We start from the raw sequence: 26,734 nt of genomic DNA, 5'->3' as shown, positions 1-26,734 counted from the left end.
GGCGTCGTTCCGCAAGGCGCTGCCCGGCGCAGGGCGCGGAGTCGATCTGGCCGATCATCGTTCTGGATTCCGGAACCTACCTTTCGCCTTGCTCTCCGAGCTTCGGCGGGCCACCGGAACGGGGCCAGACATACATCAAAACCGCCGCGCGGACTTTCGAATCTCGTCCTCCGAAAAGAATATCTCCCCTGCATGAGCCGCGATGTCCTCCGCCTTCCAGGCCGAGGATGGCGGCTTCCAGCCGTCCATTTCCATCATACGCAACTCGCGCACGCCGCGCGGGCCGGAGACGCCGAGCACCTTGCCGGTCTGGTCGCCCGAGAGGGCGCTGACCATGTAGAGCACGGCCGGCGCGATCCCTTCCGGTGTCAGCGCCGCGCCGGGGTTCTCCTTGTAGCGCGGCAGGTCGGCGGTCATCCGGGTCAGCGCTCCCGGCGCGAGCGTCCAGACCCGGATGTTGTACTTGCGCCCCTCGATGGCCAGCACGTTCGACAGCCCCCAGATACCGCCCTTGGCGGCGCCGTAGTTGGACTGGCCGAAATTGCCGATCAGGCCCGAGGTCGAGGAGGTGTTGACGATGACACCGCCGCCATTGTCGCGCATCCAGCGGAACACCGGCAGCGTGCAGCAGAAGGTGCCTTTGAGGTGGACCTGGATCACCTTGTCCCAGTCGGCTTCGCTCGCCTTGGCAAAGGTCTGGTCGCGCAGGATGCCGGCATTGTTGACCAGGATGTCGGCGCGGCCGAAATGGCGGATGGCGTCGTCGAACACCGACTGGCCGCCGGCCATGGTGGAGACGTCGGCGGCATTGGCGACCGCGCGGCCGCCCTCGGCCTTGATCGCGGCAACCACCTGCTCGGCCATCGACAGGTCCGAGCCGGAGCCGTCGCGCGGGCCGCCGAGGTCGTTGACGACGACCGCCGCGCCCTCGCGCGCGAACAGCTTTGCATAGGCCTCACCGAGGCCGCCACCTGCGCCGGTGATCAGCGCCACCTTGCCGTCGAGCAGTCCCATGGGCGTGTCCTCCTGCGGTTCTCTCTGCCGTCATTCCGGGGCGCCCGGAGGGCGAGCCCGGAATCCATACTCCCGATCGTGGTTATGGATTCCGGGCTCGCGCTGACGCGCGCCCCGGAATGACGAAAATCTAACTCAGCACGGTCTTCCCGTTCTTGATGACGGTGACGTTGCGGTCCTTCACGCGCGCTTCGAACGAGATCACGTCGCCGTCCTTCCACAGATCGACCGTCACGGTCTCACCCGGAAATACAGGCGAGGAGAACCGCGCGGCGTGCTGCTTGAACGCCGACGCGTCGTAGTCCGCATAGGTCTGCAGCACGGCGCGGCAGGTCAGGCCGTAGGTGCACATGCCGTGCAGGATCGGCCGCGGGAAGCCGGCGCGGCGGGCGAATTCGGGATCAGAGTGCAAAGGGTTGCGATCGCCGCAGAGGCGATAGATCAGCGCCTGATCGGGACGCGTCGTAATTTCGACGCTGCGGTCGGGTGCACGCGACGGCACCGGATGCGGATCGGGGATGCCACTGGCCGGACCACCGAAGCCGCCATCGCCGCGCGCGAAACGCGAGGCGACCAAGGTCGCGAGCGGCGCGCCGCTCTCGTCGCGCAGGATGGTCTGGTGGCGGATGACGGCCCCCTTGTCCTTGCCCTTGTCGGAGACGGCGAGCACCGAGGAGTCGGCGGTGATCTTCGCAGCCACCGCCAGCGGCTTGTGGAAGGTGATGTCGCGCTCGCCATCGACGACCAGCACGCGGTTGAGCTTCATGTCGCCTGGGCCCGCGCCCCACGCGGCAACGGAGGCGAAAGTCGGTACCACCTTCAGCGGCCGCGGTTCAGCAGTGGCCTCGTTGACGAAAGCGAGCTCGCGCTCGTCCATCGGATCGGCGCCCATGCCGATGCCGTAGGCGTACAGCATCACCTCGCGATCACCGTAGGCATAGGGCTGCCCGATCGCCTTCATCGCCATCAGCTCATCGTAGTTGATCGGCATGTCGCCTCCCCGAATTCTTTCTTCGTAGGGTAGGCAAAGCCGAGCGTGCCCACCGCGTTCTTTGATAGACCGGCGGGCACGGCGCTCCGCGCCTTTGCCCACCATACTCAGTCGTTATGGGGTGCACAGCTCGCCCTCCATCGTCATTGCGAGCGAAGCGAAGCAATCCAGGGCCGCGCAAGACGCCCTGGATTGCTTCGTCGCTTCGCTCCTCGCAATGACGCGGAGCTGCATTTGCGCCGCCTCACCTACACCGGCGTGAAGAACGGCAGCGGGGCGCCGTCCGTGGGCTTGAAAACCACTTTCACCCTCTGGCCGATCTTCAACGCATCGAAATCGCAATCCACGAAATTCGTCTGCAGCGACGGCCCCTCCTTCAAGGTCACGTAACCGATCGCATACGGCCCTGTCGGCGACTTGCGCATGATCGAGAAGGTGTAGATCTCGCCCTCGCCCGCACTCTGCTCCCAGACCGTCTGATCCGAGAAGCAGAACGGACAGATCGAGCGCGGGAAGTAGTGCGCCTCGCCACACGACGTGCAGCGCTTGATCAGGAACCTGCCCTCGGCGGCAGCGTCCCAGAACGGCTTGGTCTCGGGGTTGGTGACGGGGGCCGGAAGTTTGGCCGGTAGTTTCTTGGCTTCGGACATCAGACGCGCTCCAGAATGCAGGTCGAGGCGGCGTGGCGCACGCCGAGAAGTCCGCCGGTGCCATGGGCAATGGCGAGGTCACAATTCGGTACCTGCACCTTGGGATGGGCTTCGCCGCGCAACTGGCGCACGGCCTCGATCACCTTGGTCATGCCGCCGCGGTTGACCGGATGGTTGCTGCACAGGCCGCCGCCATCGGTGTTGAACGGCAGCTTGCCGACGCCGGAGATGAGATTGCCGTCGGCGACGAACTTGCCGCCCTCGCCCTTCTTGCAGAAGCCGAGATCCTCGAGCTGCATCAGCACGGTGATGGTGAAGCTGTCATAGATCGAGGCGTATTTGATGTCCTTCGGCGTGATGCCCGCCTCCTCGAAGGCGCGCGGGCCGGACCACACGCCGGCGGAGTAAGTCAGGTCGAGATCCTTGCCGCCGCGCGGGCCCTTCATCGCCTCGCCATGGCCGATCAGCCGCACCAGCGGCTTCTTCAGGCTCTTGGCGATCTCCGGCGTGGTCACGATCAGCGCGCCGCCGCCGTCGGTGACGACACAGCAGTCCATGCGATGCAAGGGATCGGAGATCATCGGGGAGTTGATGACGTCCTCGACCGTGACGACCTCCTTCAGCATCGCGTGCGGATTGTATTGCGCGTGATGCGAGGCCGCGACCTTGATCCAGGCGAGCTGTTCGGAGGTGGTGCCGTAGTCGTGCATGTGGCGCATGGCGCACATGCCGTAAGCGTTATGCGTCGTGGCGCCATAGGCCATTTCGAAATCGGCTTCCGCGCCGGCGGCGCGCGGCGGCATCGGGCCGGTGCGCGGCTTGCCGGCGAGCGTGATCAGCGCGATCGAGCACTTGCCGGCGGCGATCGCCTCGGCCGCATGACCGACATGGATCAGATAGGAGCAGCCGCCGGTCTCGGTGGAGTCGATGTGCCGCACCTTCAGCCCGAGATAATCGACCATCGGCCAGGCGCCGCCCGGCGCATCGCCGGCGCAGAAATAGCCGTCCACGTCCTTCGCGCTGAGCCCGGCATCCTCCAGCGCGCCCTTGGCGACCTCGGCATGCAGCTGCGCGGTCGATTTGTCCGGTGCGTGCCGGGTCGGATGCTCGTAGATCCCGGCAATGTAGGCCTTGCCCTTGATGGTCAATTCGGTCTCCGCTTCCTGTCGTTTCTTGCCCGATGGTTGGAGATTTTCTGAACCCTCGCAGGAGTCTTGGCAAGCGTGGAAAATATTCCGCAGGATGGAGATGGCGCGCGATCGCGCCTCTCACTCCGCCGTCGTCCCGGGCTTGACCCGGGACCCATACCCACCGGCAGATGTTGTTGGATTCGATAGTCGATCAGCGAGCACTCTCACACCCGCCTGTGGTTATGGGTCCCGGGTCAAGCCCGGGACGACACCGGGGGTGTGGCGCGAGCGAGCTGATATCGAACTACACGTGAGCGCACGTTCCCGCGACATCTCTGCCCGGGTCATGCTGATCTTTTCGCCCTCATCAGTCGGAGGGCGCAGGGAAGGCCAGGCGTCGGCTGACGCCTGCGGCCCGCCTGCGAGAAAAAATGCAGGCGGCAGGTACCACAGGTGCAGCCGAGAAACGCCCGGCCTTCCCTGCGCGATGGTCTTCACGCTTATACGCAGTCTGCCTGGTGCGCCGGGCTTGTTGGCCACCATTCGCGACAATGCTTGCGCATTGCGCGGGACACCAGCATCGGGGTGCCAGCACGCTGCGACTTCACGTCCGCGCAAAACCGTTCGTCCGCGTAGCAAGCTACGCTGCGGCTTCCTCGCGGCCATCGCTCCCCGCCTCGCGTGTCGTGACGATCGCGCGCAACGCCCCTCCGAAGTGAGACGGGATAGCGACAATAGAGCATGATTTCTGGTTTTCGTAAAGCAAAATCTGCACGACGGGCATGGTCAAATGCAATTCTCGTTGAGCAGAACCTCAGGCTTGAGCCCAACGCTGAAGGAAAGGACTTTGCCATCCTGCGTCTCGAAGACGATGGCGCGCTTGCCATCGCTTCCCTCTGCGATCATCCAATAATGCGGCGGGGGCTCCGGCTCGGTGACTCCGTGGCGGGCGCGGTCGCGTGCGAATTCCTCGGCCTGCTCCGGACTGATGCCCCGGAAGTCGGGCGACAGCTCCTTCTTGACTTGCGGATATCCGCGGCGAACGTCCGCCTCCGTCGCGCCCACCCCAATCCCGTTCGCATCGACGACGGCCGGATCCGGCTTCGCATAGTCGCGGAGAAACACGGTCACGACGACGATCCGTCCATTGACGATGACGTAGGACAGCGCTTTGTCTTTCCCGTCCCTACGACCGGTGACGTAGCAATCCCTCGCGAATGGCGGCAAGACCGGCCCCAGCTTTGCCTTCAGCGCGCGCTCGGCCTGTGCGACGGTCATGCCGAGATGCACGGGACCCACCCCTCGCCATGAGAACTCGTGGGCATTCACCGCCGGCGATGCGGTGAGGAGCAGCGCTAGTGCCATCAAGGTGCGCCACATCATCGTCTCCGTCCGAGCCTGCACGAAAACTCCTCACGAAATGCGACGGATTTGCGGGGGGCCCCCACCACGAGCCCGTCGCTGCCAAGATAGTCTCGTCGACGGAGAAACATGGCGGAGCCGAAATTCATGTGGGCTGCAATCGCATTTGTCGGCATCCTCGCCGTCAGCTTCCTGAACGTCACCAGCTTCTGCTATCTGAAAGGCCGATATCTTTCCAACAGCGAGCTGTTCGAGCTGGCCATCGCGCACCGCTTTGACGACATGGCTGATCTCCAGCCAGGCGAGACCCCGGCCTCCTATCTGGCCAGACATCCGAACTGCTGCTCGATACCGGATTTCCAGCCGGGCAATTCCTTCGCCAACCTGCTGCTCGGCTACAAGATCCGCTACATCCGCGTGGTGTATCGCTTGCGGCCGGACCTGATTGCGGTCTCGCCGAGCGAGGAACCGTTCTACGAGGCGTTCGTCGAGATCTCGCCGTGCGGCCGAACCTACCACAAGATCGGCATGCGCCAGTCGACGGCGGATTGAAGCCGGCGAATCCGTAGGGCGGGCAAAAGGCGCGACGCGAAGCTGCGCGACGTGCCCACCATTTGGCTCCGAGTCTGCGGTGAGATGGTGGGCACGCGCTGCCGGTGGCGGCGCTTTGCGCACCCTCTGCGCCCCTACTCGGCCGCCATTTGCCGGGGCGCGGGCGGCGGGTTGGCGAGGTCGGCGGCGAGCTGGGCGTAGCGCACCTTGGCATCCTGCACGGCCTTCTCCTTGACCAGGCCGTAGCCACGAATCTTGTCGGGCAGCGACAGGAATTCGGCGGCGATCTCGGCATTGGCCGGCGACAGCAGGCTCAGCACCGTGGCGACGTCCTTCTCGTAGCCGGCGATCAGGTCGCGCTCCATCTTGCGCTCGGCCGAGTAGCCGAAGATGTCGAGCGGCGTGCCGCGCAGGCCCTTCAGCTTCGCCAGCAGACGGAAGGTCTTCATCATACTCGGGCCATAGCTCTTCTTCTTCGGCCGGCCCTGCGGATCGAGGCCTGAGTTGAAGATCGGCGGCGCCAGGTTGAAGGAGACCTTGTAGTCGCCCTCGAAGGCGTCGTGGAGCTGCTTCTCGAAGGTGCCGTCGGAGAACAGCCGGGCCACCTCGTACTCGTCCTTGTAGGCCAGCAGCTTGGCGTAGTTGATCGCCACCGCGCGCGGCAGCGCCTCGCCATAGCCGCCCTTGTCGGCGGCGTCGCGGACTTGGTCGACCAGCTTGCGGTAGCGCTTGGCGAGCCGGGCGTTCTGGTATGCGGTGAGGTAGGTCATGCGATGGGCGATGATCTCGTCGAGCGTCATGGCGTCGAGCGATTTCGGCGGCACCGTCTCGTCCTGGCCGGTCATCATGCCCGCGACGCGCTCGGGATTGACGACCATGAGACGGCCGAGCCGGAACGCCTCGGTGTTCATCTTGACCGCGACGCCGTTGATCGCGATCGCCTTCTCGATCGCCTGCGCCGACAGCGGCAGCAGGCCCTTCTGATAGGCATAGCCCATCATCATCATATTGGTGGCGATGGAGTCGCCGAGCAGCGCCTCGGCGGGCTTGGTGAAGTCGAAGAAGGTCGCGTCCTTGCGGAGCGCGGTCTCCAGCAGGCTCGTCACCTTGCGGTTCTGGAAGTTGAAGTCGCGGTTGAGCACGAAGTCGGCGGTCGGAATCAGATGGCTGTTGATGACGCCATGGGTACGCTCGGAGTCGCAGAGCGTGATCGTCTCCTTGGCGCCCGCCACCACCTCGTCGGCGGCAATGACGAGATCGGCGGTGCCGGTGACGATGCGCGAGCAGGTCACATCCGCGGTGTTCTGCGACAGCCGGACATGGCTGAGCACCGCGCCGCCCTTCTGCGCGAGGCCGGACATGTCGAGGATCATCGAGGCCTTGCCCTCGATATGGGCGGCCATGCCGAGCAGCGCGCCGATGGTCAGCACGCCGGTGCCGCCGACGCCGCCGACGGCGACGTTATAGGGCCGGTCGAGCGCGGGCTTCTCCAGCGGCTCCGGCATCTCGCCGATGTCGCCGAGCTCGGCCGGCGCGCGCGAGCGCGGCTTGCCGCCGTCGATGGTGACGAAGGACGGACAGAAGCCCTTCACGCAGGAATAGTCCTTGTTGCACGAGGACTGGTTGATGACACGCTTGCGGCCGAGCTCGGTCTCCAGCGGCTCGACCGAGATGCAGTTCGACTGCACCGAGCAGTCGCCGCAGCCCTCGCAGACGGCCGGGTTGATGAAGACGCGGCGCTGCGGATCCTCCATCGTGCCACGCTTGCGGCGGCGGCGTTTCTCGGCGGCGCAGGTCTGCACGAACACGATCGCCGAGGCGCCCTTGGTCTGGCGCAGGGTCTTCATGACGTTCTCGAGCTCGTCGCGATGCGCGAGCTTCACGCCCGGCGCGATGCTGTCGCTCGGATATGCGTCCGGGTTTTCCGAGACGAGGTAGATTTCGCGGATGCCTTCGGCGTGGAGCTGGAAGGTGATCTGCTGCGGCGACAGATCGCCGTCATGGCGCTGGCCGCCGGTCATCGCGACCGCGTCATTGTAGAGGATCTTGTAGGTGATGTTGGCCTTGGAAGCGACCGCCTGGCGGATCGCGAGGCTGCCGGAATGGAAATAGGTGCCGTCGCCGAGATTGGCGAAGATGTGCTCCTCGCCCGTGAACGGCGCGATGCCGACCCACGGCACGCCCTCGCCGCCCATATGCGTGAACGTCTCGGTGTTGCGGTTCATCCACAGCGACATGAAGTGGCAGCCGATGCCGGCCAGCGCGCGGCTGCCCTCGGGCACCTTGGTCGAAGTATTGTGCGGACAGCCCGAGCAGAAATACGGCGTGCGCGCCACCGGCGACACCAGCTGCATCTGCGAGGCGTCGCGGCCGTTGAACCAGTCGGCCTTGGCGCGCAGCATCGCCTTGATCTCGGGATTGAGGTCGAGGCGAAGCAGCCGCTCGGTCAGCGAGGTCGCGAGCGAGGCGACGGAGAGCTCGGTCGCGAATGGCAGGAAGCGCTTGTCGTGATCGTCCATCTTGCCGACGATGCGCGGGCGGACGTCGTCGCGCCAGTTGAACAGCTCCTGCTTGACCTGGTTCTCGACGATCTCGCGGCGCTCCTCGATGATGAAGATCTCCTCGAGGCCGACCGCGAACTGCCGTACGCCTTCCGGCTCCAGCGGCCAGGGCATGCCGATCTTGTAGAGGCGAAGCCCGATCTTGGCGGCGACCTCCTCGGTGATCCCGAGCTCGCGCAGCGCTTGGCGGATATCCTCGTAGCTCTTACCCGACGCCATGATGCCATAGCGGGCGTTCGGGGAATCCATCGTGATGCGGTTGACCTTGTTGGCGCGGGCAAAGGCGATCGCGGCAAAGCCCTTGTAGTCCTGCAGCCGGCGGTCCTGCTCGAAGCGGTCGTCCGGCCAGCGCAGATTGAGGCCGCCAGGCGGCAGCTCGAAATCCGTGGGGATGACGAACGGCGTCATTTCGTCGTTGAGGTTGATCTCGGCGGTGGTCTCGACGGTTTCCGTGATGACCTTCATGCCGACCCAGCAGCCGGAATAGCGCGACATCGCGATCCCGAGCAGGCCCATCTCAATCATCTCGTGGATCGACGACGGATAAAGATAGGGCATCAGCGCCGACATGAAGGCGTGGTCGGACTGATGCGGCACGGTGGAGGATTTGGCGCCGTGGTCGTCGCCGGCGAGGCACAGTACGCCGCCATTCTTGGCCGAGCCCGCAGCATTGCCGTGGCGGAAGACGTCGCCGCAGCGGTCGACGCCGGGGCCCTTGCCGTACCAGATGCCGACGACGCCGTCATACTTGCCGCCGGGCGACAGATGCAGCTGCTGCGAGCCCCACACGGCGGTGGCCGCGAGATCTTCGTTCACGCCGGGCTGGAACTTGATGTTGTACTGCTCGAGATGTTTTCGCGCCGAGAACAGCTGCTGGTCGTAGCCGCCGAGCGGTGAGCCGCGATAGCCGGAGATGAAGCCGGCGGTGTTGAGGCCGGCGGCGCGGTCGCGCCGGATCTGGGCCATCGGCAGCCGCACCAGCGCCTGGATGCCGGTCAGGAAGATGTGGCCGGAGCTCGCGGTGTATTTCTGGTCGAGATTGATCTCGCTCTCGTTGATGCCCATTCCGCCCTCTTGCCGTGCTTTTTCGGGGGCGCAGCTCACCGCCCTCGGGCGGAAGCGCGCGTTCTGCCAATCATTTATGTCCGCTTTTGAAGAATGCGCATCACAAATCTCGCCTGCGCAGGGCAGCCACCCGAAATCGCAATTTCATGGCGACGGCCAGCGGCGGCTTTTGCGGTTTATGTCGGAAACGGCCGCCGGCGCGAAATGGGATGATGCGCAGCATGGCTTGGCGAGCGCTGGGAAACGGTTACCGGAGCGTTGCGGCATGCACGATTCTGCCACGACGTCATTGTGCAATGCGACAACGCGGCGGCTCAGCCGCGCTCCTCGCCCGTGAAGACGAAGCGCGGCATGTTCCATTTGTAGCGGATCGCCAGCAGCCGGAACGACAGCCCGAACACGAAGGTCAGCGCCGTCAGGACGCCGCTGCCGAGTCCGAGCGACAATCCCGTGGCATAGATCAAGCCGGTCAGCAGCGACACGCTGGCATAGAGCTCGGCGCGAAACAGCAGCGGCACGTCGTTGCAGAGGATGTCGCGCAGCACGCCGCCCGCGCAGCCCGTGATCATCCCGGCGACGATGACGATGCCGAACGGCACGTTCATCTGCCAGGCGATGTTGCAGCCCGACATCGTGAACACCACGAGCCCGATGGCATCGAGCACGAGAAAGGCGGTGGTCAGCCGGTGCACGACACGCGCCATCGCGATGGTGACGAATGGCGCGAGCAGGGTCAGCAGCAGATAGGACGGCCGCTCGACCCAGGCGAGCGGATAATGTCCGAGCAGAACGTCGCGCAGCGTGCCGCCGCCGAGCGCGGTGATGGCGCCGAGCAGGCAGACGCCCATCCAGTCCATGCTGCGGCGCCCTGCCGCGAGGGCTGCGGTCATCGCCTGCGCCGCCAGCGCCAGCCAGGACAACACATGCAACACGCTGTCAGCCGGCGGCAGGTTCCACATCGAGAGCTCCAGAATCGCAAAGGCGCGCCCGGAACCTTAGCGTGCCGCGACACGATCCAGATGGGGATTTCGTAAGGTTTCGCGGAACGGAGGCAGGGTCGCGCTGGTTGTCCGCAGACAATCGCAAGGAGGATGCAATGGCCAACGAACGGCTTCCGAACGAACGTTATCCCGACGGCATGACCCGGCCGGACATGACGACGCGCCCCGGCATGGGCGCCGCCGACCCGACCGGGGCGGGCATGACGGGCACCGAATACGATCGCGCGGCGCGCATGGATGGTCAGCTGCAGCCGGATCCGGAGCTGTCGGAAGGACGCGCTTCGACCGGCCGCATGGCGGCCTACGCACTCGGCATCGCGATCCTGCTCGGCGCGGTGTTCTACGGCCTGAACAACATGTCGATGCGCAACGACCAGGCCAGCACCACGCCGGCGTCGCAATCGGCATCGACGAAGACCGCCACCACGCCCAACGGTTCGCCTGGCGTGACCACGGGCGCAGCCGGTGATCGCACGACCCCGCCGCCGGCGGCACCGAGCGGCCAGAACAACAACGCGAAATAATCGCGCCCGACGACTCTATCTCGCAGACGGCGATGAGCCGTCACAACTGGCGGCGGGTGAGCAATCACCCGCTGCTTCTTTTTGAGAGAGTCCTTGTCAGCACCAGGCGGGCTCCGGCCGATGATCACGTACCAACAACATTTGGGGTGGAACCAATCACGCCCTTGCCGATTGGCTGTGCGGCACTTTGACCCAATGATTGGAGGAGACACATGATCAAGGTTCTTGCTCTCGCAGCCGCAGCAGGCACGCTCGTGATGACCGCAGCCTCGGCCGCCCCGCTCTCGCCCGACGTTTCGGCCGTCCCGCAGCGCGACGTCCAGAACGTCCGGATGGTCTGCAACGAGAACGGACGTTGCTGGCGCGAGCACCGCGAACGTCGCGTCATCATCGAAGATCGCGACCGCGATTCCTACGCCTATTCCCCGCGCGAGCGCTACATCGAGCGCCGCACCTATGAAGATCGCGGCGGCATCGGCATCCGCGCCCCCGGCGTGAGCGTCGGCATTGGGACGGACCGCTACTGAGCGGTTGGAGCTGCTGAATTGGAAAAGCCGCGGCAGGTCCGCGGCTTTTCTGCATGCGTGGATCTGCTCTCAGCCGAAGATCTTGTTCAGCTCGCCGCCGGGATAGCCTTTCGCCAGCTCAGTGAAGGTGCCCTGCTCTGCCATCTCCTTCGCTGCGCGCATGAAACCAGCCCACGCCATTCGCGCCAGTGATCCGCCGACGCTGATGCGGCGCACGCCAAGTCCCGCGGCCTGCTCCAACGAGAGGCCGGACGCCCCGATCAGCAGGTTCACCGGCTTCGGCGCCACAGCCTTCACCACAGCGGAGATCTCCTCGACCGTCTTGATCCCCGGTGCATAGAGACAATCCGCGCCGGCCTCGGCATAGGCCGTGAGACGGTCGGTCACGAGCCCGAGGTCGGGCTTGCCCCAGAGAAACGCCTCGCAGCGACCGGTCAGCAGCACGTCGCCGCCATTGGCATCGATCGCCTGCCGCGCGGCGCGGATGCGCGCCACGGCCAGTTCGCGCTCATAGAGCGGATCGTCCTTGTCACCCGTGGAATCCTCGATCGACAGGCCCGCGACACCGGTCGCGACCGCGCGCGCCACGTTGGCGGCCACCCCTTCCGGGGCATCAGCGAAGCCGCCCTCGAAATCGGCGTTGACGGGAATGTCGACGGCCGCCGACAACGCGACGAGATGCGCGAGCATCTCGTCGAGCGTCGTGCCCGTGTCGGCCTTGCCGATCGACCACGCGAAGCCGGCGCTCGTCGAGGCTGCCGCCTTGAAGCCGAGATGCTGCAGCATCTTCGTCGTGCCGACATCGAACGGATTGGGCAACACGAAGCAACCCGTCTCATGCAGCTTGCGAAAGGCCGCGCGCTTGTCCGCCGTGGTAGTCACTGCCATGTCATTCTCCCATCTCGCATCAGTTGCACCAGCATAGTACCGCTCTCATGGCGCCGCTACGACGCTGCGCAAGAATGTTCGCTCTTCGCCCAGAATGAGCCTGTGCTCCTCGGCGAGCGCGAAGTTCGCCCTGCCCTCGGCATCCCCGCGCAAGGTCGCGCGATAGCGCTCGTAAGCGGCGAGACTGTCGAAGGAAATCAGGCCATAGGCGATGTCGTTGGTGCCCTCATGGGGCATGAAATAGCCGATCAGGTTGCCGCCGCAGCGCGGAATGATCGACAGCCAGCGCTGTGCGTAGTGCTCGAACACGTCGCGTTTGAACGGATCGATGCGATAGCGGATGAAGACGGTGATGCTCATGACAACCTCGAGTATGTTTGGCATGATCGAGACTATCTGCTTGCCCGACGGAAATGCTTCGGCTAGCATCGAAGTATGAAATCAGGTCCCGATATCGCAATGGTTGCAGCGCTGGTCGGCGATCCCGCCCGCGCGAACATGCTGACCGCCCTGCTCTCCGGACGTGCGCTGACCGCCACCGAGCTGGCACAGGAGGCCGGCGTGACGCCGCAGACGGCAAGCTCCCATTTGGCCAAGCTGGAGGGCGGCGGCCTGATCGAGCCGGAGAAGCAGGGCCGCCACCGCTACTACCGGCTCGCCGATCCCGATGTCGCGGACGTGCTGGAGAAGCTCGCCGGTCTCGCGGCGCGCGCCGGCCACATGCGAGTCCGTACCGGGCCCAAGGAGCCGGAGCTGCGGCGCGCCCGCATCTGCTACGACCATCTCGCCGGCGATCTCGGCGTGCAGATGCTCGACAGCATGGTCCGGCAGAAGCTGGTGCGCCATCGCAAGCAGGAGATCATCCTCACCGAGGAGGGCGAGCACTTCCTTGCGCGACATTTGAGGATCTCGCCGGAAATGCTGACGCACCCGCGGCGGCCGGTCTGCAAGGCCTGTCTCGACTGGAGCGCGCGCCGGCATCATCTCGCCGGCACGCTGGGCGCAGCCCTGATGAAGCGCTTCACCGAGCTCAAATGGGCCGCGCGCGACACCACGGCCGGCAGTCGCATCGTGAATTTCAGCCGCGCTGGGGAAAAGCACTTTGCGGCGCTGTTCGGACCGGCCGGCGACTGACGATCACGCGCTGTGATCGCCGATGCGGATCACCTCGCGTTTCGCGACGCGCCGGCCGAATAAGACGCACTGCTGCTCGACGTTCTGAGCAAGTGGATCAGGCGCAGCAGCAGGGATCGCGCTGCTGCGCAATCCCTGCCCGACTGTCACGCCGAGGCGTTATCAGTTGCGGAAGCAGCGCTTGCCGTAGGGGCCGGTGTGCCATCCCCGAGGACAGTTGTAAAGCGGCCGGCAGGCGCCACGCGGACCGCGGTGAAAGCCGGGTCCACAGCCCTGCGCCACCTGAATGATCTCGGCGGACGAGGCGCCCTGCACCATCGCCGGCGTGATCGGTGCGAGTGGCGCAGCCTGTGCCGTGGACAGGCTGAACAGGCCAACGCCGAGAGCCAAAGCAGCGGCAGCAAGAGTCTTCATCGCTCATTCCTTCCCTTCAACACGCCGCGACGCGGCTCCAACGGTAGTTTGACGGTGATGACGAAAGTTCACGCCTCCGACGCCGATCACCAATGATGACGACGGTGCCAGCGGCGCCGCCAATGCCGATGATGGTGACGCCAGCCCCAATGGCGGCGCCGCCAGCCCCAGTGACGCCGGCGCCAACCGCCATGATGACCGTGACCGTGATGACCATGATGCCCGTGGTGCCCGCCGCGCACCTGCTCCGGGGCGAGCCGACCGGCCTCCTCCTGCGAGGTCACCGCGCGCTCCACATCCATGTCTCTTGCTGACGGAAGCGCACCGTTGAGGGGCGACGGCGCAAGCGGCGCTGCGATCGATTCCGTCGCGCGAAGGGCGGCGCCCGCAGCGGCCACGCAGCCGAGGCCCAATGCCAATCTGAGGAAATTTCGTCGTTCCATCGCGCGCCTCCATGATCCATGAGCTCAGAGCATGAAGGCAGTATTCGACTGATCACCTGAACGTGAGCTGAACTGTCTCACCACATGACGTGCGGCGCGGATATGGCGCCGCCACGCTTTCGTCATGGTCGGTCGATCGCGCGACTTAACCTTCGACGGTCTGCGCCAGCGCGAAGCTCTCGCGGGTCCGCGTCACCTCGGGCCAGTCGCGATTGAAGTCGACGATCAGCCGCTTCATCTCCTCGCCGCCGACGGCCCGCTCCATCGCGGCGACATCATCGAACTGATACATCGCCTGATGCACTGCGGGGTCGCTCAGGCTCCACACCCGCCACGCCTTGCGCACGCCGAAGCTCCTGACGGCATCGGGCAGGTGAACGTCGCGATACCAGCGGTCGAACTCCTCGCGTTTCGAAGCATCGGGCACCGTGGCGCGGACGACGAAAATGGCTGGCGTCATGGGAAGCTTCCGGATGTTGTTGGTCTTGTCGCCGAGCCTAACCGCAATCCGCGGTTCAGCGAAAGCCAGCGGCCAGCGACACCACCTGCCCATCGAGGCCGTTGAAGCCGTGGTGACCGCGGGCTTGACAGGGATCGCCCTGCTCGGCGCCGCCAGACAGCCACTTCACGCGGGCGCGGCCGCCGGCCCATTTGATGAAGGGATCGACCCCAGCGGGCAGCGTCACCTTGCAGGCATCGCCGGTATGGTGAATGACGAGCGTCCGCGGCAGCGTCGCCGGTGAGCCCAGGATCGACATCACGTTCGAGGAGCTGCCGGACTCCGGGCTGAGGAAGCCCGATGTCAGCACCAGCGCATCGGGCCGGGCGCCGCGCGCAATTCCCTCCGCCGCGCGCAAGGTGCCGCGGCTGGTGCCGATCACCGTGACCGGACGCTTGATGGCGGCCATGTAGTCGATGGCGGCCTTGAGGTCGGTGTTGGCGTCTGCGATCATCACCGCGAGTCCGCGGGCGGCATAGGCGTTGCGCGTGCGCACCAGCTGGTTGCCGAGCAGGCTACGAATGTCGCCGTGATCGCCGACATTGATGGCGCCGTCGCCGCCGGGCAGCAGGATCACGCTGGCACGCACCGCCTTCGGCTTGATCAGGGCCACGCGCGAGCCGCCGACCGTGACTGTCTCGTCGGCCCATGCAGCGCTCCCGCAAGCGCAGAGCGCCAGCGCCAGCCAGATACGCACCGTCACGCGACACGACCAAGCCGTTGGTCTGATCATCGTAGCCTTCCCCCGCCCGACTCGCGAATGGCGGGAGAGTATCAGAAATCAACGAGGCCCGGAGTGCCTAGGAGTCCGGGCCTCGTCACCTGGCGACCTCGCGCGAGCGAGGCCGGTCGGTATTCTTCAAAACCTATCGCCCGGTCACGCGGCTCGCATTGAGCTGGCTCAAGACGTCAGTAGCAGCGCGTGATCGTCACGCTGTGATCGCCGCCGCGGCGGCCCGGCACCGTCACGGTCTGCATCGGACAGCTCGAGACGTAGGGCCGATCTGACGGCACGACGTTCGGCGGATAGCGATGCGCCCAGTCCCAGGGCACGTCGTAGGTATAGGTGTAACGCACGTCGGCCGAGGTGTGCTCGGGGATCTGCTGAATCACGGGCTCGCCGGTGCCACCATACGCAAAGGCGCCGGCGGCCGGCAGATAGGAGCGAATGCCGCGGTGGTGGTGGCGAACGAAGGGCCGCACGCCCGGCGCCGGCGCTACGACCTGGCCCGACCCAGCCACAGCGACCGGCGCAGCCACCGCAGCGCCAGACCCGGCCGAGGCGGTCCCCGCGGAGAGCATCAGCGCGGCGGCCCCTGCGCAGGCAACCCAAACTCGATGAGGAAACGCCGATGTTCTATCAGCCATGATACGCGACCTCTACTCTACGCACTCGCCTGCCTTGACCATCAAAGCTAGGCCAGCGGCCCAGTTCCCGCAAACCCATCATTAAAGGTTAGTTAAGCCACGTGCTTAACGCCAGGGCCGGAACCGGCGCCAGATTGCCGCAATCTCCGCAAGGCGAGTGCAGCCGTGCAGAGCCCCCCGCGAGGCTCTGGATTGCTTCGTCGCTGCGCTCCTCGCAATGACGGTGGGTGTGGAGCGCGTTCGGCACGCCTGACGCAGTTGCGCGCTAGGGTGTTTCTCAGCAAGCGCCACATTCGCCGTCATTGCGAGCGCAGCGAAGCGGCCCAGGGCCACGCCTTAGGCTCGCAATGACTTTTTCGCCGCCCCACCGCGCGGACGACCGCTCTCGCGAATGCCTACAGCGGCAAATTGTCGTGCTTCTTCGCCGGCATTTCCATCTTCTTGTCGCGCAGCATCGCGAGCGCACGCGCGATGCGGCGGCGGGTGGAGTGCGGCATGATCACGTCGTCGATATAGCCGCGCTCGGCGGCGATGAACGGCGACAGGAAGCGGTCCTCGTATTCCTTGGTGCGGGCGGCGATCTTGTCGGGGTCCGCCATGTCGGCGCGGAAGATGATCTCGACCGCGCCCTTGGCGCCCATCACCGCGATCTGCGCGGTCGGCCAGGCATAGTTCATGTCGGCGCCGATCTCCTTGGAGGCCATGACGTCGAAGGCACCGCCATAGGCCTTGCGGGTGATGACGGTGACCAGCGGCACCGTGCACTGCGAGTAGGCGAACAGCAGCTTCGCGCCGTGCTTGATGAGGCCGCCATATTCCTGCGCGGTACCCGGCAGGAAGCCAGGCACGTCGACGAAGGTGACGATCGGGATGTTGAAGGCGTCGCAGAAGCGCACGAAGCGCGCGGCCTTGCGCGAGGCATCCGAGTCGAGCACGCCGGCCAGCACCATCGGCTGGTTGGCAACGAAGCCGACGGTGCGGCCGGCGATGCGGCCGAAGCCGGTGACGATGTTCTTGGCGAAGCCTTCCGCGATCTCGAAGAAGTCGCCCTCGTCGACGACCTTCAGGATCAGCTCCTTCATGTCGTAGGGCTTGTTCGGATTGTCCGGAATCAGCGTGTCCAGCGACATGTCGACGCGCTCGATGTCGTCGAAGCTCGGCCATTCCGGCACGCCGTCCGAATTGTTCGACGGCAGGAAGTCGATCAGACGGCGCATCTGCAGCAGCGTTTCGACGTCGTTGTCGAAGGCGCCGTCGGCGATCGAGGAGCGCGTCGCGTGCACCGAGGCGCCGCCGAGCTCTTCCGCGGTGACCACCTCGTTGGTCACGGTCTTCACGACGTCGGGGCCGGTGACGAACATGTAGCTGGTGTTCTTCACCATGAAGATGAAGTCGGTCATGGCCGGCGAATAGACGTCGCCGCCGGCGCACGGGCCCATGATGACCGAGATCTGCGGAATCACGCCGGAGGCCAGCACGTTGCGGCGGAAGACGTAGGAATAGCCTGCGAGCGCCGCGACGCCCTCCTGGATGCGGGCGCCGCCGGCGTCGTAAAGGCCGATGATCGGCGCGCGCGCCTTCATCGCCATGTCCTGGAGCTTGGTGATCTTCAGCGCGTGGGTCTCGGACAGCGAGCCGCCGAACACGGTGAAATCCTTGGCGAAGACGAAGGTCTTGCGGCCGTTGACCGTGCCCCAGCCGGTGACGACGCCGTCGCCGGGAACCTTGGTCTTCTCCATCCCGAACTCGGTCGAGCGGTGCTCGACGAACATGTCGAATTCCTCAAACGAGCCCTTGTCGAGCAAGAGCTCGATGCGCTCGCGCGCCGTCAGCTTGCCGCGCGCATGCTGCGCCTCGATGCGCTTCTCGCCGCCGCCGAGCTTGGCGCCTTTGCGCCGCTCCTCGAGGGTGTCCAGGATATCCTTCATGCGCGTCCGCCCGTTCCCATGCCGTGAATGTTGGCGGCCTTCTAACACGGCTGTTTCGGAACCGAAAAGCCGCTTTCGGTCGCGCGAGGCGGCCTCCACAGCTCGGAATTGGTCGCGGAATCAGAGTCATGGCCGGCCGGCGGGTCCCGCGACTCCGGATTGGGAACGCTTCGGCCGGCTGCCGACACCGGCCCTGCACATCGACCAGAAGCCCGCCGAAGGCGGGTGTCTCGACGGACGGCGGGGCTCGTGCTGCCCGCTCCAAGCCCCACCGCCATATGCGATTGCCCTTCCGGGTGCGGCCGTGAGTGGCGCCGCCGCCGTCACCGCCGCCCCTGCTCGGAGTCCGCCGCCAGCGCCAGTTCCGCATCGGCGATGACATAGCGCACATAACGGTAGTCGCGAATGACGCTGATGTTGCCGTCGCGCCACTCCAGCCACATGATGTAGCTGGGCTTCGGGTCCGCGCAGTCTTCAAACACAGCGATGACCTCGCGGCCTTCGAGCCAGGCCGGGACCAGCCAGATCCCGTCGATCGTGGCGTAGATGCCGAAGAACATGCCGACATCGGCCGCCCCGAGGCGCACGGGATGGGCGGACTGGTGCAGCCTGACGTCGTCGGCAAGCAGCGCGCGCAGGCCGTCCCAATCCCGCCGGTTGAACAGGGCGACGTAGCGCGCCACCGCATCGGATGCGGGTCTGGCCGCCTGCTGCGCGCCGGCCACGGCGTTGATCTCGGCGAGACGCGCGCGTCCGCGGGCGAGATGCGCCTTCACCGAATCCACGGTGAGATCGAGCAGGACTGCGATGTCGGCCAGCGGCTCATCGAGCACGTCCTTCAGGATGAGGACGCTGCGCTGGGGTATCGATAGCTCCGTGAAGCGTGACACCGCCGTTCTGACCGCCTCCTCGCGCATCATCATCTCCACGGCATCGGGCGCGCTGTCGTCGGCGACGTCGCCGGCGGCCTCCATCGGTTCGGTCGTCCGGATCGCACGGCTGCGCAGCAGGTCCAGCGCCCGGTTGTGGGCGACCCGGAACAGCCAGGCGCGCAGCACTCCGATGTCCCGCCTCTCATCCGAGGCGGCGAGCGCCCTCGCCAGGGTATCCTGCACGACGTCTTCGCCATCGATGACCGAACCCATCAGGCGTGCGCAGTAGCGATGGAGCTCGGGCCGCAGCTGCTCCGCAAGGGCGGCGAGCTCGGCCCGCCGCCCTTCGTCGGGAGAATGTCGGCCTGCGCTCAAGCTGCCGCCCCTTCCATGATGGTCACACCGGCGTCGCCATGGAGCCCGAACGCGACGCCATCGGCAAATTGGTGTTCCTCCAGGATCGAGACCACCCGTTCGCCGAACGCGCGCGGCGGCATGGCGGCGCCGAAGCGGGCGACGAACTGCTCCGGTGTGATGCCCATCGATCTCGCATAGGCGCCCGCAGCCGAGTCACCAACCCCGGTGCCCAGGATCATCATCCGCGGCACGATCGCCTGGAAGCGGATGCCGAGCTTCTTCTCTGCCGATACGCCATTGGCGTATTTCGCCATGAGCCACAGCATGCGCTTGGCGCCGGCGTAACCGCCCGACATCTGCGAACCGGCCACCGCCGCCCCGCTCGATCCGATCAGGACTCGGCTGCCCGGCTTGAGGGGAAGCCTGAGCGCCGCCTGCAGCCAATACAGCCCAGCCTTGACGTCGGTCTCCCAGACCATCGAGAAATCCGTCCAGCTCAGCCGATCCAGCCGGCCCATGCGCGGCGTCGTGCCGGCGTTCAGCACCAGGACGTCGGGGCTGACGTCACCGACGATGCGGTGCGCGGCGGCTTCGTCGGTCACGTCGGCCGCGATCGTGGCCACGCCGAGACGGGCTGCAACAGCGTTCAGCGCCTCGGCTCCGCGTGCCACCACGGTAACCCTGGCGCCGTGCGCGACGAGCGCCTCCACCAGGCCCAGGCCGAGCCCGCGGCTGCCACCGGTCACGACGATCGTCTTGTCTTTCAGGCTCATGATCAGGCTCCAATGTCCAGATGAAGTGAAGACGATCGAGGCACGGCAAAAGAGTCAGGCAGCGCCCATGCGCCGGCCCCCCTCGCGCAACGGGCCACAGGGCTGGATGCTCGCGGCCCACCGCCCATCGCGGGAGTCGCGTCATGTCCGTCGACACCACCGCCGCCACCGAACGCCCTCATCTCAGCGTCCAGCGCGTAGCCGGACAGGAGAAGGCGATCGGAGCGGGAGATCAAGGCGGCGTTGAAGCAGGCCTGGGTGCCGGCCGAGGCGGTGGGCCCGACGCCAATGCGCGGATTCCTGGACCGTCCCTCCGCCGCGATGAGGCCACACCCCGTTCAGCGACGCGGCACCGTTCGACAACAAATACCGACGCAGATTTTCTGCATCGACGCAACTAACAACATCTGCAAGCGCCTCGCAGCGCCATTGCATTTTGTCGGATTCCCGACACCGACTCTTCTTGACCCTCGCAACGTGCACTCCTAGTTTCCGCTCCCGCTTGCGGCAATCAACAACACGGCAAGGGTGGAAACGATGGTTCGCGAATTCGAATACAAGGGCGAAGTGTTCCGGGTGACGGCGCATGGCATTCACGGCCATGAGGAGATCTTCATCGTCCACATCGACGACGGCGTCGAAGGCGGCGAGATCTCGATCGATCGGATGACCGAGGAGAACGACACATCGGCTCCGCTGCAGGACATCATCATCATGCTGTGCGACAAGCTGATTCCCGAATCGGGCATCGTCTGCCGCGATCCCGCCGCGCCCTTCGCCTGGCGTGAGGGCAAGGTGGTCTATCAGGTCCATGACGGCGTGCAGGCGCTGAACCACTGAGTTGCACTGCAACTCATCGCGGCGGCCGGCCCGACTCCGATGCTCGCACAGCGGCCGTTCGCGCCGTTGCCAGTCGGCCACCGCGGGCGGCGATGTGCTGAGACGGGGCCGGACTGGCGACCGGGGTGCGCGTTAAGGGTGCGCGCGTTACCTCGGCGACCTGCCCGCCGTGATGGGCGCCGCGGCGGTCCGCGTCTTTCGTTGCTATCGCTGCAACCGGATCGCCTCGATAGGCTGGTGAGACGTCGCATCCCGAGCATCGGCCTCGTGGCCGTCGCGCAGGCGTTACCCCCGCTTCAAACGACGGCCCCGAACAGCTTCCCGATGCCGGCGGTGAGCGCCAGAGCGAAAGCGCCCCAGAATGTCACGCGGACGGTGGCGCGCGGAATGTTGGCCCCGCCGGCCTTGGCGCCGATCGCGCCGAGCACCGCGAGAAAGGCGAGCGAAGCCGCGGAGACGATCGGCACGAGCGCGTTCGCAGGCGACACGACGACCATCAGCAAGGGCATGGCGGCCCCCACCGAGAACATCAGGGCCGAGGTCAGCGCCGCCTGGATCGGCCGCGCTGCCGTGATCTCCGAGATCCCCAGTTCGTCGCGCGCATGGGCCGTCAACGCGTCCTTCGCCATCAACTGTCCGGCCACCTGCCGCGCGAGGGACGCGTCGACGCCCCGCTTGACGTAGATCTCGGCCAGTTCGTCGAGCTCGAACGCAGGGTTGTCGCTCAGCTCCTTGCGTTCGCGCGCAAGGTCCGCCTGCTCCGTATCCGACTGCGAGCTGACGGAGACATATTCGCCGGCGGCCATCGACATCGCGCCGGCGACCAGACCCGCGACGCCGGCGATTAGCACGTCGCTTCGCGTCGCCGCCGCCGCCGCCACGCCGACGATCAGACTGGCGGTCGAAATGATTCCGTCATTGGCGCCGAGAACGGCCGCCCTGAGCCATCCGATCCGGGCAACCAGATGATTTTCGGGATGGACGCGAAGGCGGCTCATGTCTTTCTCCTGATCACGCCGTGGAGCTTCGTTGCGGCCGCCACGGTGTTGGAGATCGTCCCATACTTCCTGACGTTCTGATGCAGCAGCTCGAGCCGGCGGTCGTCCTCGTCGGTGTCGACGATCAGTTCGTAGTCGATCGAGGCCATCATCGGCGGGCTGTCCTGACGGACGCCGGTCAGGCGCACGTCGACGCCGCGCAGATCGAATTTGAGCATCGGCGTCACGCGTTCTATTCCCTTGATCATGCAGGCGGCCACCGCCGCGAGAAGAAGCTCGGCAGGATTGAACGCGTCCCGCCGTCCTTTGACATCGGTGTCGAGCACCACGGTCGCATCCTTGCAGTCTGCGACGCTTTCATGCGCGTCGATCCGTCGGGCGTTGACGTGATACTCCAGCATAGCGAGTCTCCCGGCCGTGTGTCCGTGTGGCATTGGCGGACAGAAGCCCGAGCGGAGCGATCGATCGGATCGCGATGGCGCGCCGTTCGGCTGCAGCGGTTGAGGCGCGCGGGCCGCGAGCGGTCATTCGCGGCTGACGTGCCGTCTCCCTATTTGTCCGCGTGAGGCAGCATGCGAAGCAGCGTCCGGTCCCGGAAGATCCAGTGATGAATCAGCGCGGCCGCCGCATGCATGGCGGCCACGATGACGAGGGCATGGGCGAGAAGCTCATGGACCTCCTTGACGTTGTGGGCGAACGCGCGGTCCCTGGCCCAGGGCGATGCGATCTCGGCGATACCGAACAACGGCAAGGCATCTCCGCGGGCGAACTGCAGCACGATCCCGACGACAGGCACGGCAAAGAGCAGCGCATAGAGCACGTAGTGCGCGAGACGCGCCGCCGGATCCTGCCACTTCCCCATCCATGTCGCGAATTCGCGCGCCTCCGGCGGCGGCGATGGATCGGCCAGCCGCCACGCCAGGCGGACCACAAGAACGATGAGGATCGCGCTGCCGGCCGTCACATGCACGAGCAGACCGGAGTCGCGCGCTGCGCCCTTGGGCAAGATGTCGCCGAAGACACCGAGCGCCCAGGTGACGGCCACGAGCATGACCGTCAACCAATGCAGCGCCTGCGGGATCGCGCCGTAGTTCCTGGTCGAATTGAACAGCTGCATTTCGGGACCTCTCTTTGACTGTGCTCCTCACGCAAGCCTGCCTCGTTGATGTGGATCAAGCGCGTGCCGGCATCGGCCCGGTGCGACGACGCGGCTGCGATAACGTTGGGGTCGACGGGATCGTCGGCATGACGGGCAACTGACCGGCGGCTGTCCCCGTCACGTGGCGCATTGCCGTGTTGCAGCGGCTCTCCTTGCACAGCGCCGCCGCGGGAGCGATGCTGGTCCATCGCGCTGCACCAGGGATTCGCCATGTCCGTCGACACCGCCGCCGCCACCGATCGCCTGATGCGCTTTCTCGCCGTGCCGGGCGTGACCGGTCAGGAGAAGGCGATCGGGCGGGAGATCATGGCGGCGCTGAAGCAGGCTGGCGTGCCGGCCAAGGCGATGCGGCTGGACGATGCCAATACGCGGATTCCGCTGCCGACCGAGACCGGCAATCTGATCGTCGAGCTGCCGGGACGCGGCAGCCGGCACAATCAGCCGCGGATCATGTTCATGACCCACATGGACACGGTGCCGCTGTGCGCCGGCGCGCAGCCGAAGATCACGGGCCGCAAGATCGTCAACCAGGCCAGGACCGCGCTCGGCGGCGACAACCGCTGCGGCTGCGGCATCCTCGTGACGCTCGCGGCCGAGCTCGTCCGGCAGAAGCTCGATCATCCGCCGATCACGCTGTTGTTCTGCGTGCGCGAGGAGAGCGGGCTCTACGGCGCGCGCCACGTCAACACCGACGACCTCGGCGGGCCGGAGATGGCGTTCAATTTCGACGGCAGCTCGGCCTCGTCGGTCACCATCGGCGCCGTCGGTGCCGACCGCTGGGAGGTCGAGATCTTCGGCCGCGCCTCGCATGCCGGCGTCGCGCCGGAGCGCGGCATCAGCGCCACCATGATCCTGGCGCTCGCGCTCGCCGACGTCAAAGCCGGCGGCTGGTTCGGCAAGGTGGTGAAGGGCAAGGGCAAGGACGCCAGACAAGGCACCAGCAATGTCGGCCCGGTCACCGGCGGCGAAGGCCGCCCCGCGGGCGATGCCACCAACGTCGTCACCGACTACGTCCATGTCCGCGGCGAATGCCGCAGCCATGACGCCAAGTTCATCCGCGAGATCACCAAGGCCTACAAGGCGGCGTTCGAGAAGGCCGCCAGGCAGGTCACCAACAGCGAGGGCAAGTCCGGCCGCGTCAAGTTCAAGGCCGAGACCGACTATCATCCGTTCCGCATGAAGGACACCCTGCCCGTCGTGAAGCGCGCCACCGCCGCCGTCACCGACATCGGCGCCACGCCGACCTTGCGCGCCGGCAATGGCGGCCTCGACGCCAACTGGATGGTCCGCCACGGCATCCCCACCGTCACCTTCGGGACCGGCCAGAACGAGCCGCACACGATCGACGAGTGGATCAACCTCGACGAATACGACCGCGCCTGCGCGCTGGCGGTGCGGCTGGCGACGATGGGGTGAATTGCGCCACGCTTCGCTGCGATCGCCGTGTCAGACGGCGGTAAGCTTCACCGCGTTGATATCGCCGCGCCCGGCGGCGGATCGCACGGGGCATCTTGCAGCGAGGACTGGTTTTGCAACACGAGAGCGGAGACGGCCACGTAACCCTCGAGGTCGCCGACGAGCGGGATCTGCCGGCCTTCAAGCAGGAACTGCAGGAGGCCTTCTCCGCCGCATTGACGGACGAGATCGGCTCGGTCCCGGAGCAGGCGATCCCCTCCGGCGACGATATCGAGCAGTCGTTCACCGCACCGGGCGCGGCGACCTATCATGTCCTGCTCGACGGAAGACGCGTCGGCGGCGCCGTCCTGAGCATCGATCCGGTGTCGCATCACAACTCGCTCGACCTGTTCTACATCTCGCTCCGGCAGCATGGCCGCGGCATCGGGCAGCGCGCGTGGCGGGCGATCGAGGCGCGCTACCCCGACACCAAGGTCTGGCAGACGTTCACGCCGTATTTCGAGAAGCGCAACATCCACTTCTACGTCAACAAATGCGGCTTCCGGATCGTCGAATACTACAACGCCCACAACCCGCTGCCGCATCGGCCGCCGCTGGAGGGCATGCCCGACGACGGCGACTTCTTCCGCTTCGAGAAGATCATGCAAGAGGAGCGTTGAGGGGGCTTCACCGCACGGGCAAGCTACGCTCCGAGTCGCCTGGCGTCGCGGACCAGGCGAAGGTCGATGCTGCCGATCAGGTCCGAGCGCAGCGTTTCGGCTTCGGCCATCGCCGCCGTTGTCTGCCGCAGCGTGCTGACGTTCGATCCGAGCGACACGATGCCACCCAGCACCGCAGCGATGGCGCCGAGCAGCGCGGTGGCATTGGACCCGAGCAGGCCGAGCACCGCGCCGAGCAGCAAGGCGGCGCCGGCAGCGATCAGGACCTTCGAAGCCAGGATGAACTTTCGACACCGCTCGGCCATCTCGGCAAGCTGCTCGATCCGCGACTCGATCAGGGCGATTTGTCCGCTCCGGTCGTCTTCATCCATCACCCGCGCCGTCCTCCGCGACATCAGCGCCGACACCATGTCCTGAACCGCCCCGGTCCGGGATCATGCCCGTCGCTCCGCGCGCTGAGCCTACGACGCCGCCCTACCCCGGGCAACCACTTGCGGCGGCGTGAGCGCGTGCAACGACTCCGGCCGCGAAGACGTCACCCACCCCCGTGGCGGAAGGCAGCAGCCCCGGAACAAAGCCGGCAAATCCGGATTGTCCCCGTCGAAATTTCCACACATCAGACACGACGGACCCGCGAGGCGACAATGGCTGCCGACAGCCTGAAGACACTGCACACGTCCCTGATCGATGCGCGCAACGGCTATCAGGAAGCGGCCAAGGACGCCGAAACGCCGGCGCTCAAGGCGCTGTTCGCCGAGATGATCGCGCTCAAGGAGCGCGATCACGCCGAGCTGCATGACGCGCTCCGTCGGATGGGCGAGACGCCGGACGAGTCCGGCTCCTTCATGTCGACGGTGCATCAGACCGTCATCCGCGTCCGCTCCGCCCTGACGGGCCTCGGCACCAATGCGCTGTCGTCCTTCGTCAGCGGCGAGGAGCAGATCCTTGGCCAATATGACGACGCGCTGAAGGACTGCGCTGATGATGCCGCGACCACCGCCACGCTGACCCGGCAGCGCGCGAGCCTGCAGGCGAAGATCGCCCAGATGAAGCAGCTCGCAGCCTGAGCGCCCGATCGTGCCGAACCTGAAAACCGACGAGCATTTCATGCAGGAGGCGATCAAGGTCGCCACCCAGGACGGTGCTGACCCGTCGCTGTCGCCGATCGGCTGCGTGATCGTGCTCGGCTCCGACATCATCGCCGCCGAGCGCAACCATGTCGCCGCCAAGCACGACGCCACCGCGCATGCCGAGATCGAGGCGATCCGCGCCGCCGGCCGCGGCTTCGACGACGGCGAGTTGCGCGGCGCTACGCTCTACACCACCCTGCAGCCCTGCGGCATGTGCACGATGGCCTCGATCTGGAGCAAGGTCGGCCGCATCGTGTTCGGCGCCGGCCGCGACGACGTGCACCAGATGTATTTCGAGGCGCGCCATGTCGACACGCTCAAATTCGTCGCGAACGCCTATCGCGACGACATCACGATCGAAGGCGGCGTCCTGCGCGAGGCCTGCAGCAAGCTGTATTATCGGCCCTGGGACGATGTCCCGGTCGAGGACCAGGGCAACCGCTAGAGCGGGCCGCGCTGGCCGGAGCGGAGGCAGGCGG

Annotated in this window: 30 protein-coding genes; 9 read left to right on the top strand and 21 right to left on the bottom strand. The window is 66.1% G+C overall.

Annotated elements, in window-relative coordinates:
- Positions 1-135: 135 nt before the first annotated feature.
- From QX108_RS00970 to QX108_RS00950, 5 genes are all read right to left on the bottom strand, one after another.
- Entirely contained in the window at positions 136-1,014 is an 879-nt protein-coding gene (locus QX108_RS00970) for an SDR family oxidoreductase (RefSeq protein ID WP_315784826.1), read from the bottom strand.
- A gap of 130 nt (positions 1,015-1,144) precedes the next feature.
- Entirely contained in the window at positions 1,145-2,005 is an 861-nt protein-coding gene (locus tag QX108_RS00965) for a MaoC family dehydratase (protein WP_315784829.1), read from the bottom strand.
- 248 nt (positions 2,006-2,253) lie between these two features.
- Complete coding sequence (locus QX108_RS00960) at positions 2,254-2,655, bottom strand: Zn-ribbon domain-containing OB-fold protein (RefSeq protein WP_315784833.1); 402 nt, start codon at positions 2,653-2,655, stop codon at positions 2,254-2,256.
- Positions 2,655-3,803, bottom strand: coding sequence for a thiolase domain-containing protein (locus QX108_RS00955; protein ID WP_315784837.1), 1,149 nt, complete (start codon positions 3,801-3,803; stop codon positions 2,655-2,657). The genes QX108_RS00960 and QX108_RS00955 overlap by 1 nt, the downstream gene beginning before the upstream one ends.
- 768 nt (positions 3,804-4,571) lie before the next feature.
- A complete protein-coding gene (locus QX108_RS00950; protein ID WP_315784840.1) occupies positions 4,572-5,165 on the bottom strand; it encodes a hypothetical protein in 594 nt (197 codons plus the stop codon).
- Between the two features lie 111 nt (positions 5,166-5,276).
- On the opposite strand from QX108_RS00950, the gene QX108_RS00945 reads away from it, so the two are divergent.
- Complete coding sequence (locus QX108_RS00945; protein ID WP_315784845.1) at positions 5,277-5,699, top strand: hypothetical protein; 423 nt, start codon at positions 5,277-5,279, stop codon at positions 5,697-5,699.
- A gap of 134 nt (positions 5,700-5,833) precedes the next feature.
- On the opposite strand, the gene QX108_RS00940 is transcribed toward QX108_RS00945, so the two are convergent.
- Positions 5,834-9,325, bottom strand: coding sequence for an indolepyruvate ferredoxin oxidoreductase family protein (locus tag QX108_RS00940; protein WP_315784848.1), 3,492 nt, complete (start codon positions 9,323-9,325; stop codon positions 5,834-5,836).
- A gap of 314 nt (positions 9,326-9,639) precedes the next feature.
- Entirely contained in the window at positions 9,640-10,284 is a 645-nt protein-coding gene (locus tag QX108_RS00935) for a trimeric intracellular cation channel family protein (RefSeq protein WP_172108360.1), read from the bottom strand.
- A 137-nt stretch (positions 10,285-10,421) separates the two neighbouring features.
- Between QX108_RS00935 and QX108_RS00930 the strand changes: the two genes are divergently transcribed.
- Together QX108_RS00930 and QX108_RS00925 are read left to right on the top strand one after the other, a co-directional pair.
- Entirely contained in the window at positions 10,422-10,850 is a 429-nt protein-coding gene (locus tag QX108_RS00930) for a hypothetical protein (protein WP_315784850.1), read from the top strand.
- Positions 10,851-11,065: 215 nt separating this feature from the next.
- Positions 11,066-11,377 carry a hypothetical protein gene (locus tag QX108_RS00925; RefSeq protein WP_315726122.1) on the top strand — a complete coding sequence of 104 codons (312 nt, stop codon included), beginning with the start codon at positions 11,066-11,068 and terminating at the stop codon, positions 11,375-11,377.
- 69 nt (positions 11,378-11,446) lie between these two features.
- Here the strand turns inward: QX108_RS00925 and QX108_RS00920 are convergent, their stop codons facing one another.
- Together QX108_RS00920 and QX108_RS00915 are read right to left on the bottom strand one after the other, a co-directional pair.
- Positions 11,447-12,265, bottom strand: coding sequence for an isocitrate lyase/phosphoenolpyruvate mutase family protein (locus QX108_RS00920; RefSeq protein ID WP_315784852.1), 819 nt, complete (start codon positions 12,263-12,265; stop codon positions 11,447-11,449).
- 45 nt (positions 12,266-12,310) lie between these two features.
- A complete protein-coding gene (locus QX108_RS00915) occupies positions 12,311-12,625 on the bottom strand; it encodes an NIPSNAP family protein (RefSeq protein ID WP_315719657.1) in 315 nt (104 codons plus the stop codon).
- Positions 12,626-12,724: 99 nt separating this feature from the next.
- On the opposite strand from QX108_RS00915, the gene QX108_RS00910 reads away from it, so the two are divergent.
- Positions 12,725-13,399, top strand: coding sequence for a metalloregulator ArsR/SmtB family transcription factor (locus QX108_RS00910; protein WP_315719656.1), 675 nt, complete (start codon positions 12,725-12,727; stop codon positions 13,397-13,399).
- A 162-nt stretch (positions 13,400-13,561) separates the two neighbouring features.
- Here the strand turns inward: QX108_RS00910 and QX108_RS00905 are convergent, their stop codons facing one another.
- The 8 genes from QX108_RS00905 to QX108_RS00870 form a co-directional block, all read right to left on the bottom strand.
- A complete protein-coding gene (locus QX108_RS00905) occupies positions 13,562-13,813 on the bottom strand; it encodes a GCG_CRPN prefix-to-repeats domain-containing protein (protein ID WP_315719655.1) in 252 nt (83 codons plus the stop codon).
- A 16-nt stretch (positions 13,814-13,829) separates the two neighbouring features.
- Positions 13,830-14,030, bottom strand: coding sequence for a hypothetical protein (locus QX108_RS33465; RefSeq protein ID WP_409998467.1), 201 nt, complete (start codon positions 14,028-14,030; stop codon positions 13,830-13,832).
- A gap of 371 nt (positions 14,031-14,401) precedes the next feature.
- Complete coding sequence (locus QX108_RS00895) at positions 14,402-14,716, bottom strand: hypothetical protein (protein WP_315719653.1); 315 nt, start codon at positions 14,714-14,716, stop codon at positions 14,402-14,404.
- A 55-nt stretch (positions 14,717-14,771) separates the two neighbouring features.
- Positions 14,772-15,488: an alpha/beta hydrolase gene (locus tag QX108_RS00890; protein WP_315784859.1), complete on the bottom strand. Its 717-nt coding sequence runs from the start codon at positions 15,486-15,488 to the stop codon at positions 14,772-14,774.
- 176 nt (positions 15,489-15,664) lie between these two features.
- Entirely contained in the window at positions 15,665-16,123 is a 459-nt protein-coding gene (locus QX108_RS00885) for a hypothetical protein (protein WP_315784862.1), read from the bottom strand.
- Between the two features lie 395 nt (positions 16,124-16,518).
- Positions 16,519-18,051, bottom strand: coding sequence for an acyl-CoA carboxylase subunit beta (locus QX108_RS00880; protein ID WP_172108336.1), 1,533 nt, complete (start codon positions 18,049-18,051; stop codon positions 16,519-16,521).
- Between the two features lie 323 nt (positions 18,052-18,374).
- Entirely contained in the window at positions 18,375-19,298 is a 924-nt protein-coding gene (locus tag QX108_RS00875; RefSeq protein ID WP_315784866.1) for a sigma-70 family RNA polymerase sigma factor, read from the bottom strand.
- Positions 19,295-20,053 carry an SDR family oxidoreductase gene (locus tag QX108_RS00870; protein WP_315784869.1) on the bottom strand — a complete coding sequence of 253 codons (759 nt, stop codon included), beginning with the start codon at positions 20,051-20,053 and terminating at the stop codon, positions 19,295-19,297. Before QX108_RS00870 ends, QX108_RS00875 begins: the two co-directional genes overlap by 4 nt.
- A 537-nt stretch (positions 20,054-20,590) precedes the next feature.
- On the opposite strand from QX108_RS00870, the gene QX108_RS00865 reads away from it, so the two are divergent.
- Positions 20,591-20,893, top strand: coding sequence for a hypothetical protein (locus tag QX108_RS00865; RefSeq protein ID WP_172108332.1), 303 nt, complete (start codon positions 20,591-20,593; stop codon positions 20,891-20,893).
- Between the two features lie 296 nt (positions 20,894-21,189).
- Here the strand turns inward: QX108_RS00865 and QX108_RS00860 are convergent, their stop codons facing one another.
- The 3 genes from QX108_RS00860 to QX108_RS00850 all read right to left on the bottom strand — a co-directional run bounded on the left by QX108_RS00860 (position 21,190) and on the right by QX108_RS00850 (position 23,008).
- Complete coding sequence (locus QX108_RS00860) at positions 21,190-21,891, bottom strand: VIT family protein (RefSeq protein ID WP_172108330.1); 702 nt, start codon at positions 21,889-21,891, stop codon at positions 21,190-21,192.
- Positions 21,888-22,292, bottom strand: a complete 405-nt coding sequence (locus tag QX108_RS00855; RefSeq protein WP_315784874.1) for an OsmC family protein — start codon at positions 22,290-22,292, stop codon at positions 21,888-21,890. The genes QX108_RS00860 and QX108_RS00855 overlap by 4 nt, the downstream gene beginning before the upstream one ends.
- 149 nt (positions 22,293-22,441) lie before the next feature.
- The gene (locus QX108_RS00850) at positions 22,442-23,008 is read right to left on the bottom strand and encodes a cytochrome b (RefSeq protein WP_315784877.1); all 567 of its coding nucleotides are present in this window, start codon (positions 23,006-23,008) and stop codon (positions 22,442-22,444) included.
- A gap of 252 nt (positions 23,009-23,260) precedes the next feature.
- Here QX108_RS00850 and QX108_RS00845 point away from each other — a divergent pair, with 252 nt between their 5' ends.
- Complete coding sequence (locus tag QX108_RS00845; RefSeq protein WP_315784880.1) at positions 23,261-24,466, top strand: M20/M25/M40 family metallo-hydrolase; 1,206 nt, start codon at positions 23,261-23,263, stop codon at positions 24,464-24,466.
- A gap of 113 nt (positions 24,467-24,579) precedes the next feature.
- Positions 24,580-25,125 carry a GNAT family N-acetyltransferase gene (locus QX108_RS00840; RefSeq protein ID WP_315784883.1) on the top strand — a complete coding sequence of 182 codons (546 nt, stop codon included), beginning with the start codon at positions 24,580-24,582 and terminating at the stop codon, positions 25,123-25,125.
- Positions 25,126-25,148: 23 nt separating this feature from the next.
- On the opposite strand, the gene QX108_RS00835 is transcribed toward QX108_RS00840, so the two are convergent.
- A complete protein-coding gene (locus QX108_RS00835; RefSeq protein ID WP_315726120.1) occupies positions 25,149-25,496 on the bottom strand; it encodes a hypothetical protein in 348 nt (115 codons plus the stop codon).
- A gap of 273 nt (positions 25,497-25,769) precedes the next feature.
- On the opposite strand from QX108_RS00835, the gene QX108_RS00830 reads away from it, so the two are divergent.
- Together QX108_RS00830 and QX108_RS00825 are read left to right on the top strand one after the other, a co-directional pair.
- Positions 25,770-26,192, top strand: coding sequence for a PA2169 family four-helix-bundle protein (locus QX108_RS00830; RefSeq protein ID WP_315784886.1), 423 nt, complete (start codon positions 25,770-25,772; stop codon positions 26,190-26,192).
- Between the two features lie 10 nt (positions 26,193-26,202).
- Positions 26,203-26,700 (top strand): nucleoside deaminase, encoded by a 498-nt coding sequence (locus tag QX108_RS00825; protein WP_315784889.1) that lies wholly within the window; start codon positions 26,203-26,205, stop codon positions 26,698-26,700.
- Positions 26,701-26,734: the final 34 nt, after the last annotated feature.

It is taken from the genome of Bradyrhizobium sp. SZCCHNR1002, assembly GCF_032381435.1.
Taxonomy (GTDB): Bacteria; Pseudomonadota; Alphaproteobacteria; order Rhizobiales; family Xanthobacteraceae; genus Bradyrhizobium; species Bradyrhizobium aeschynomenes.
Note: the sequence above shows the minus strand (reverse complement) of the source record. Positions and strands in the feature narration are given on the sequence as shown.

Bases quoted from the DNA above. Each gene is read 5' to 3' on its own strand.
- QX108_RS00970 (WP_315784826.1), bottom strand. From the start codon at position 1,014: ATGGGACTGCTCGACGGCAAGGTGGCGCTGATCACCGGCGCAGGTGGC.
- QX108_RS00965 (WP_315784829.1), bottom strand. From the start codon at position 2,005: ATGCCGATCAACTACGATGAGCTGATGGCGATGAAGGCGATCGGGCAG.
- QX108_RS00960 (WP_315784833.1), bottom strand. From the start codon at position 2,655: ATGTCCGAAGCCAAGAAACTACCGGCCAAACTTCCGGCCCCCGTCACC.
- QX108_RS00950 (WP_315784840.1), bottom strand. From the start codon at position 5,165: ATGTGGCGCACCTTGATGGCACTAGCGCTGCTCCTCACCGCATCGCCG.
- QX108_RS00945 (WP_315784845.1), top strand. From the start codon at position 5,277: ATGGCGGAGCCGAAATTCATGTGGGCTGCAATCGCATTTGTCGGCATC.
- QX108_RS00940 (WP_315784848.1), bottom strand. From the start codon at position 9,325: ATGGGCATCAACGAGAGCGAGATCAATCTCGACCAGAAATACACCGCG.
- QX108_RS00935 (WP_172108360.1), bottom strand. From the start codon at position 10,284: ATGTGGAACCTGCCGCCGGCTGACAGCGTGTTGCATGTGTTGTCCTGG.
- QX108_RS00930 (WP_315784850.1), top strand. From the start codon at position 10,422: ATGGCCAACGAACGGCTTCCGAACGAACGTTATCCCGACGGCATGACC.
- QX108_RS00920 (WP_315784852.1), bottom strand. From the start codon at position 12,265: ATGGCAGTGACTACCACGGCGGACAAGCGCGCGGCCTTTCGCAAGCTG.
- QX108_RS00915 (WP_315719657.1), bottom strand. From the start codon at position 12,625: ATGAGCATCACCGTCTTCATCCGCTATCGCATCGATCCGTTCAAACGC.
- QX108_RS00910 (WP_315719656.1), top strand. From the start codon at position 12,725: ATGGTTGCAGCGCTGGTCGGCGATCCCGCCCGCGCGAACATGCTGACC.
- QX108_RS00905 (WP_315719655.1), bottom strand. From the start codon at position 13,813: ATGAAGACTCTTGCTGCCGCTGCTTTGGCTCTCGGCGTTGGCCTGTTC.
- QX108_RS33465 (WP_409998467.1), bottom strand. From the start codon at position 14,030: ATGGTCATCACGGTCACGGTCATCATGGCGGTTGGCGCCGGCGTCACT.
- QX108_RS00895 (WP_315719653.1), bottom strand. From the start codon at position 14,716: ATGACGCCAGCCATTTTCGTCGTCCGCGCCACGGTGCCCGATGCTTCG.
- QX108_RS00890 (WP_315784859.1), bottom strand. From the start codon at position 15,488: ATGATCAGACCAACGGCTTGGTCGTGTCGCGTGACGGTGCGTATCTGG.
- QX108_RS00885 (WP_315784862.1), bottom strand. From the start codon at position 16,123: ATGGCTGATAGAACATCGGCGTTTCCTCATCGAGTTTGGGTTGCCTGC.
- QX108_RS00880 (WP_172108336.1), bottom strand. From the start codon at position 18,051: ATGAAGGATATCCTGGACACCCTCGAGGAGCGGCGCAAAGGCGCCAAG.
- QX108_RS00870 (WP_315784869.1), bottom strand. From the start codon at position 20,053: ATGAGCCTGAAAGACAAGACGATCGTCGTGACCGGTGGCAGCCGCGGG.
- QX108_RS00865 (WP_172108332.1), top strand. From the start codon at position 20,591: ATGGTTCGCGAATTCGAATACAAGGGCGAAGTGTTCCGGGTGACGGCG.
- QX108_RS00860 (WP_172108330.1), bottom strand. From the start codon at position 21,891: ATGAGCCGCCTTCGCGTCCATCCCGAAAATCATCTGGTTGCCCGGATC.
- QX108_RS00855 (WP_315784874.1), bottom strand. From the start codon at position 22,292: ATGCTGGAGTATCACGTCAACGCCCGACGGATCGACGCGCATGAAAGC.
- QX108_RS00850 (WP_315784877.1), bottom strand. From the start codon at position 23,008: ATGCAGCTGTTCAATTCGACCAGGAACTACGGCGCGATCCCGCAGGCG.
- QX108_RS00845 (WP_315784880.1), top strand. From the start codon at position 23,261: ATGTCCGTCGACACCGCCGCCGCCACCGATCGCCTGATGCGCTTTCTC.
- QX108_RS00835 (WP_315726120.1), bottom strand. From the start codon at position 25,496: ATGGATGAAGACGACCGGAGCGGACAAATCGCCCTGATCGAGTCGCGG.
- QX108_RS00830 (WP_315784886.1), top strand. From the start codon at position 25,770: ATGGCTGCCGACAGCCTGAAGACACTGCACACGTCCCTGATCGATGCG.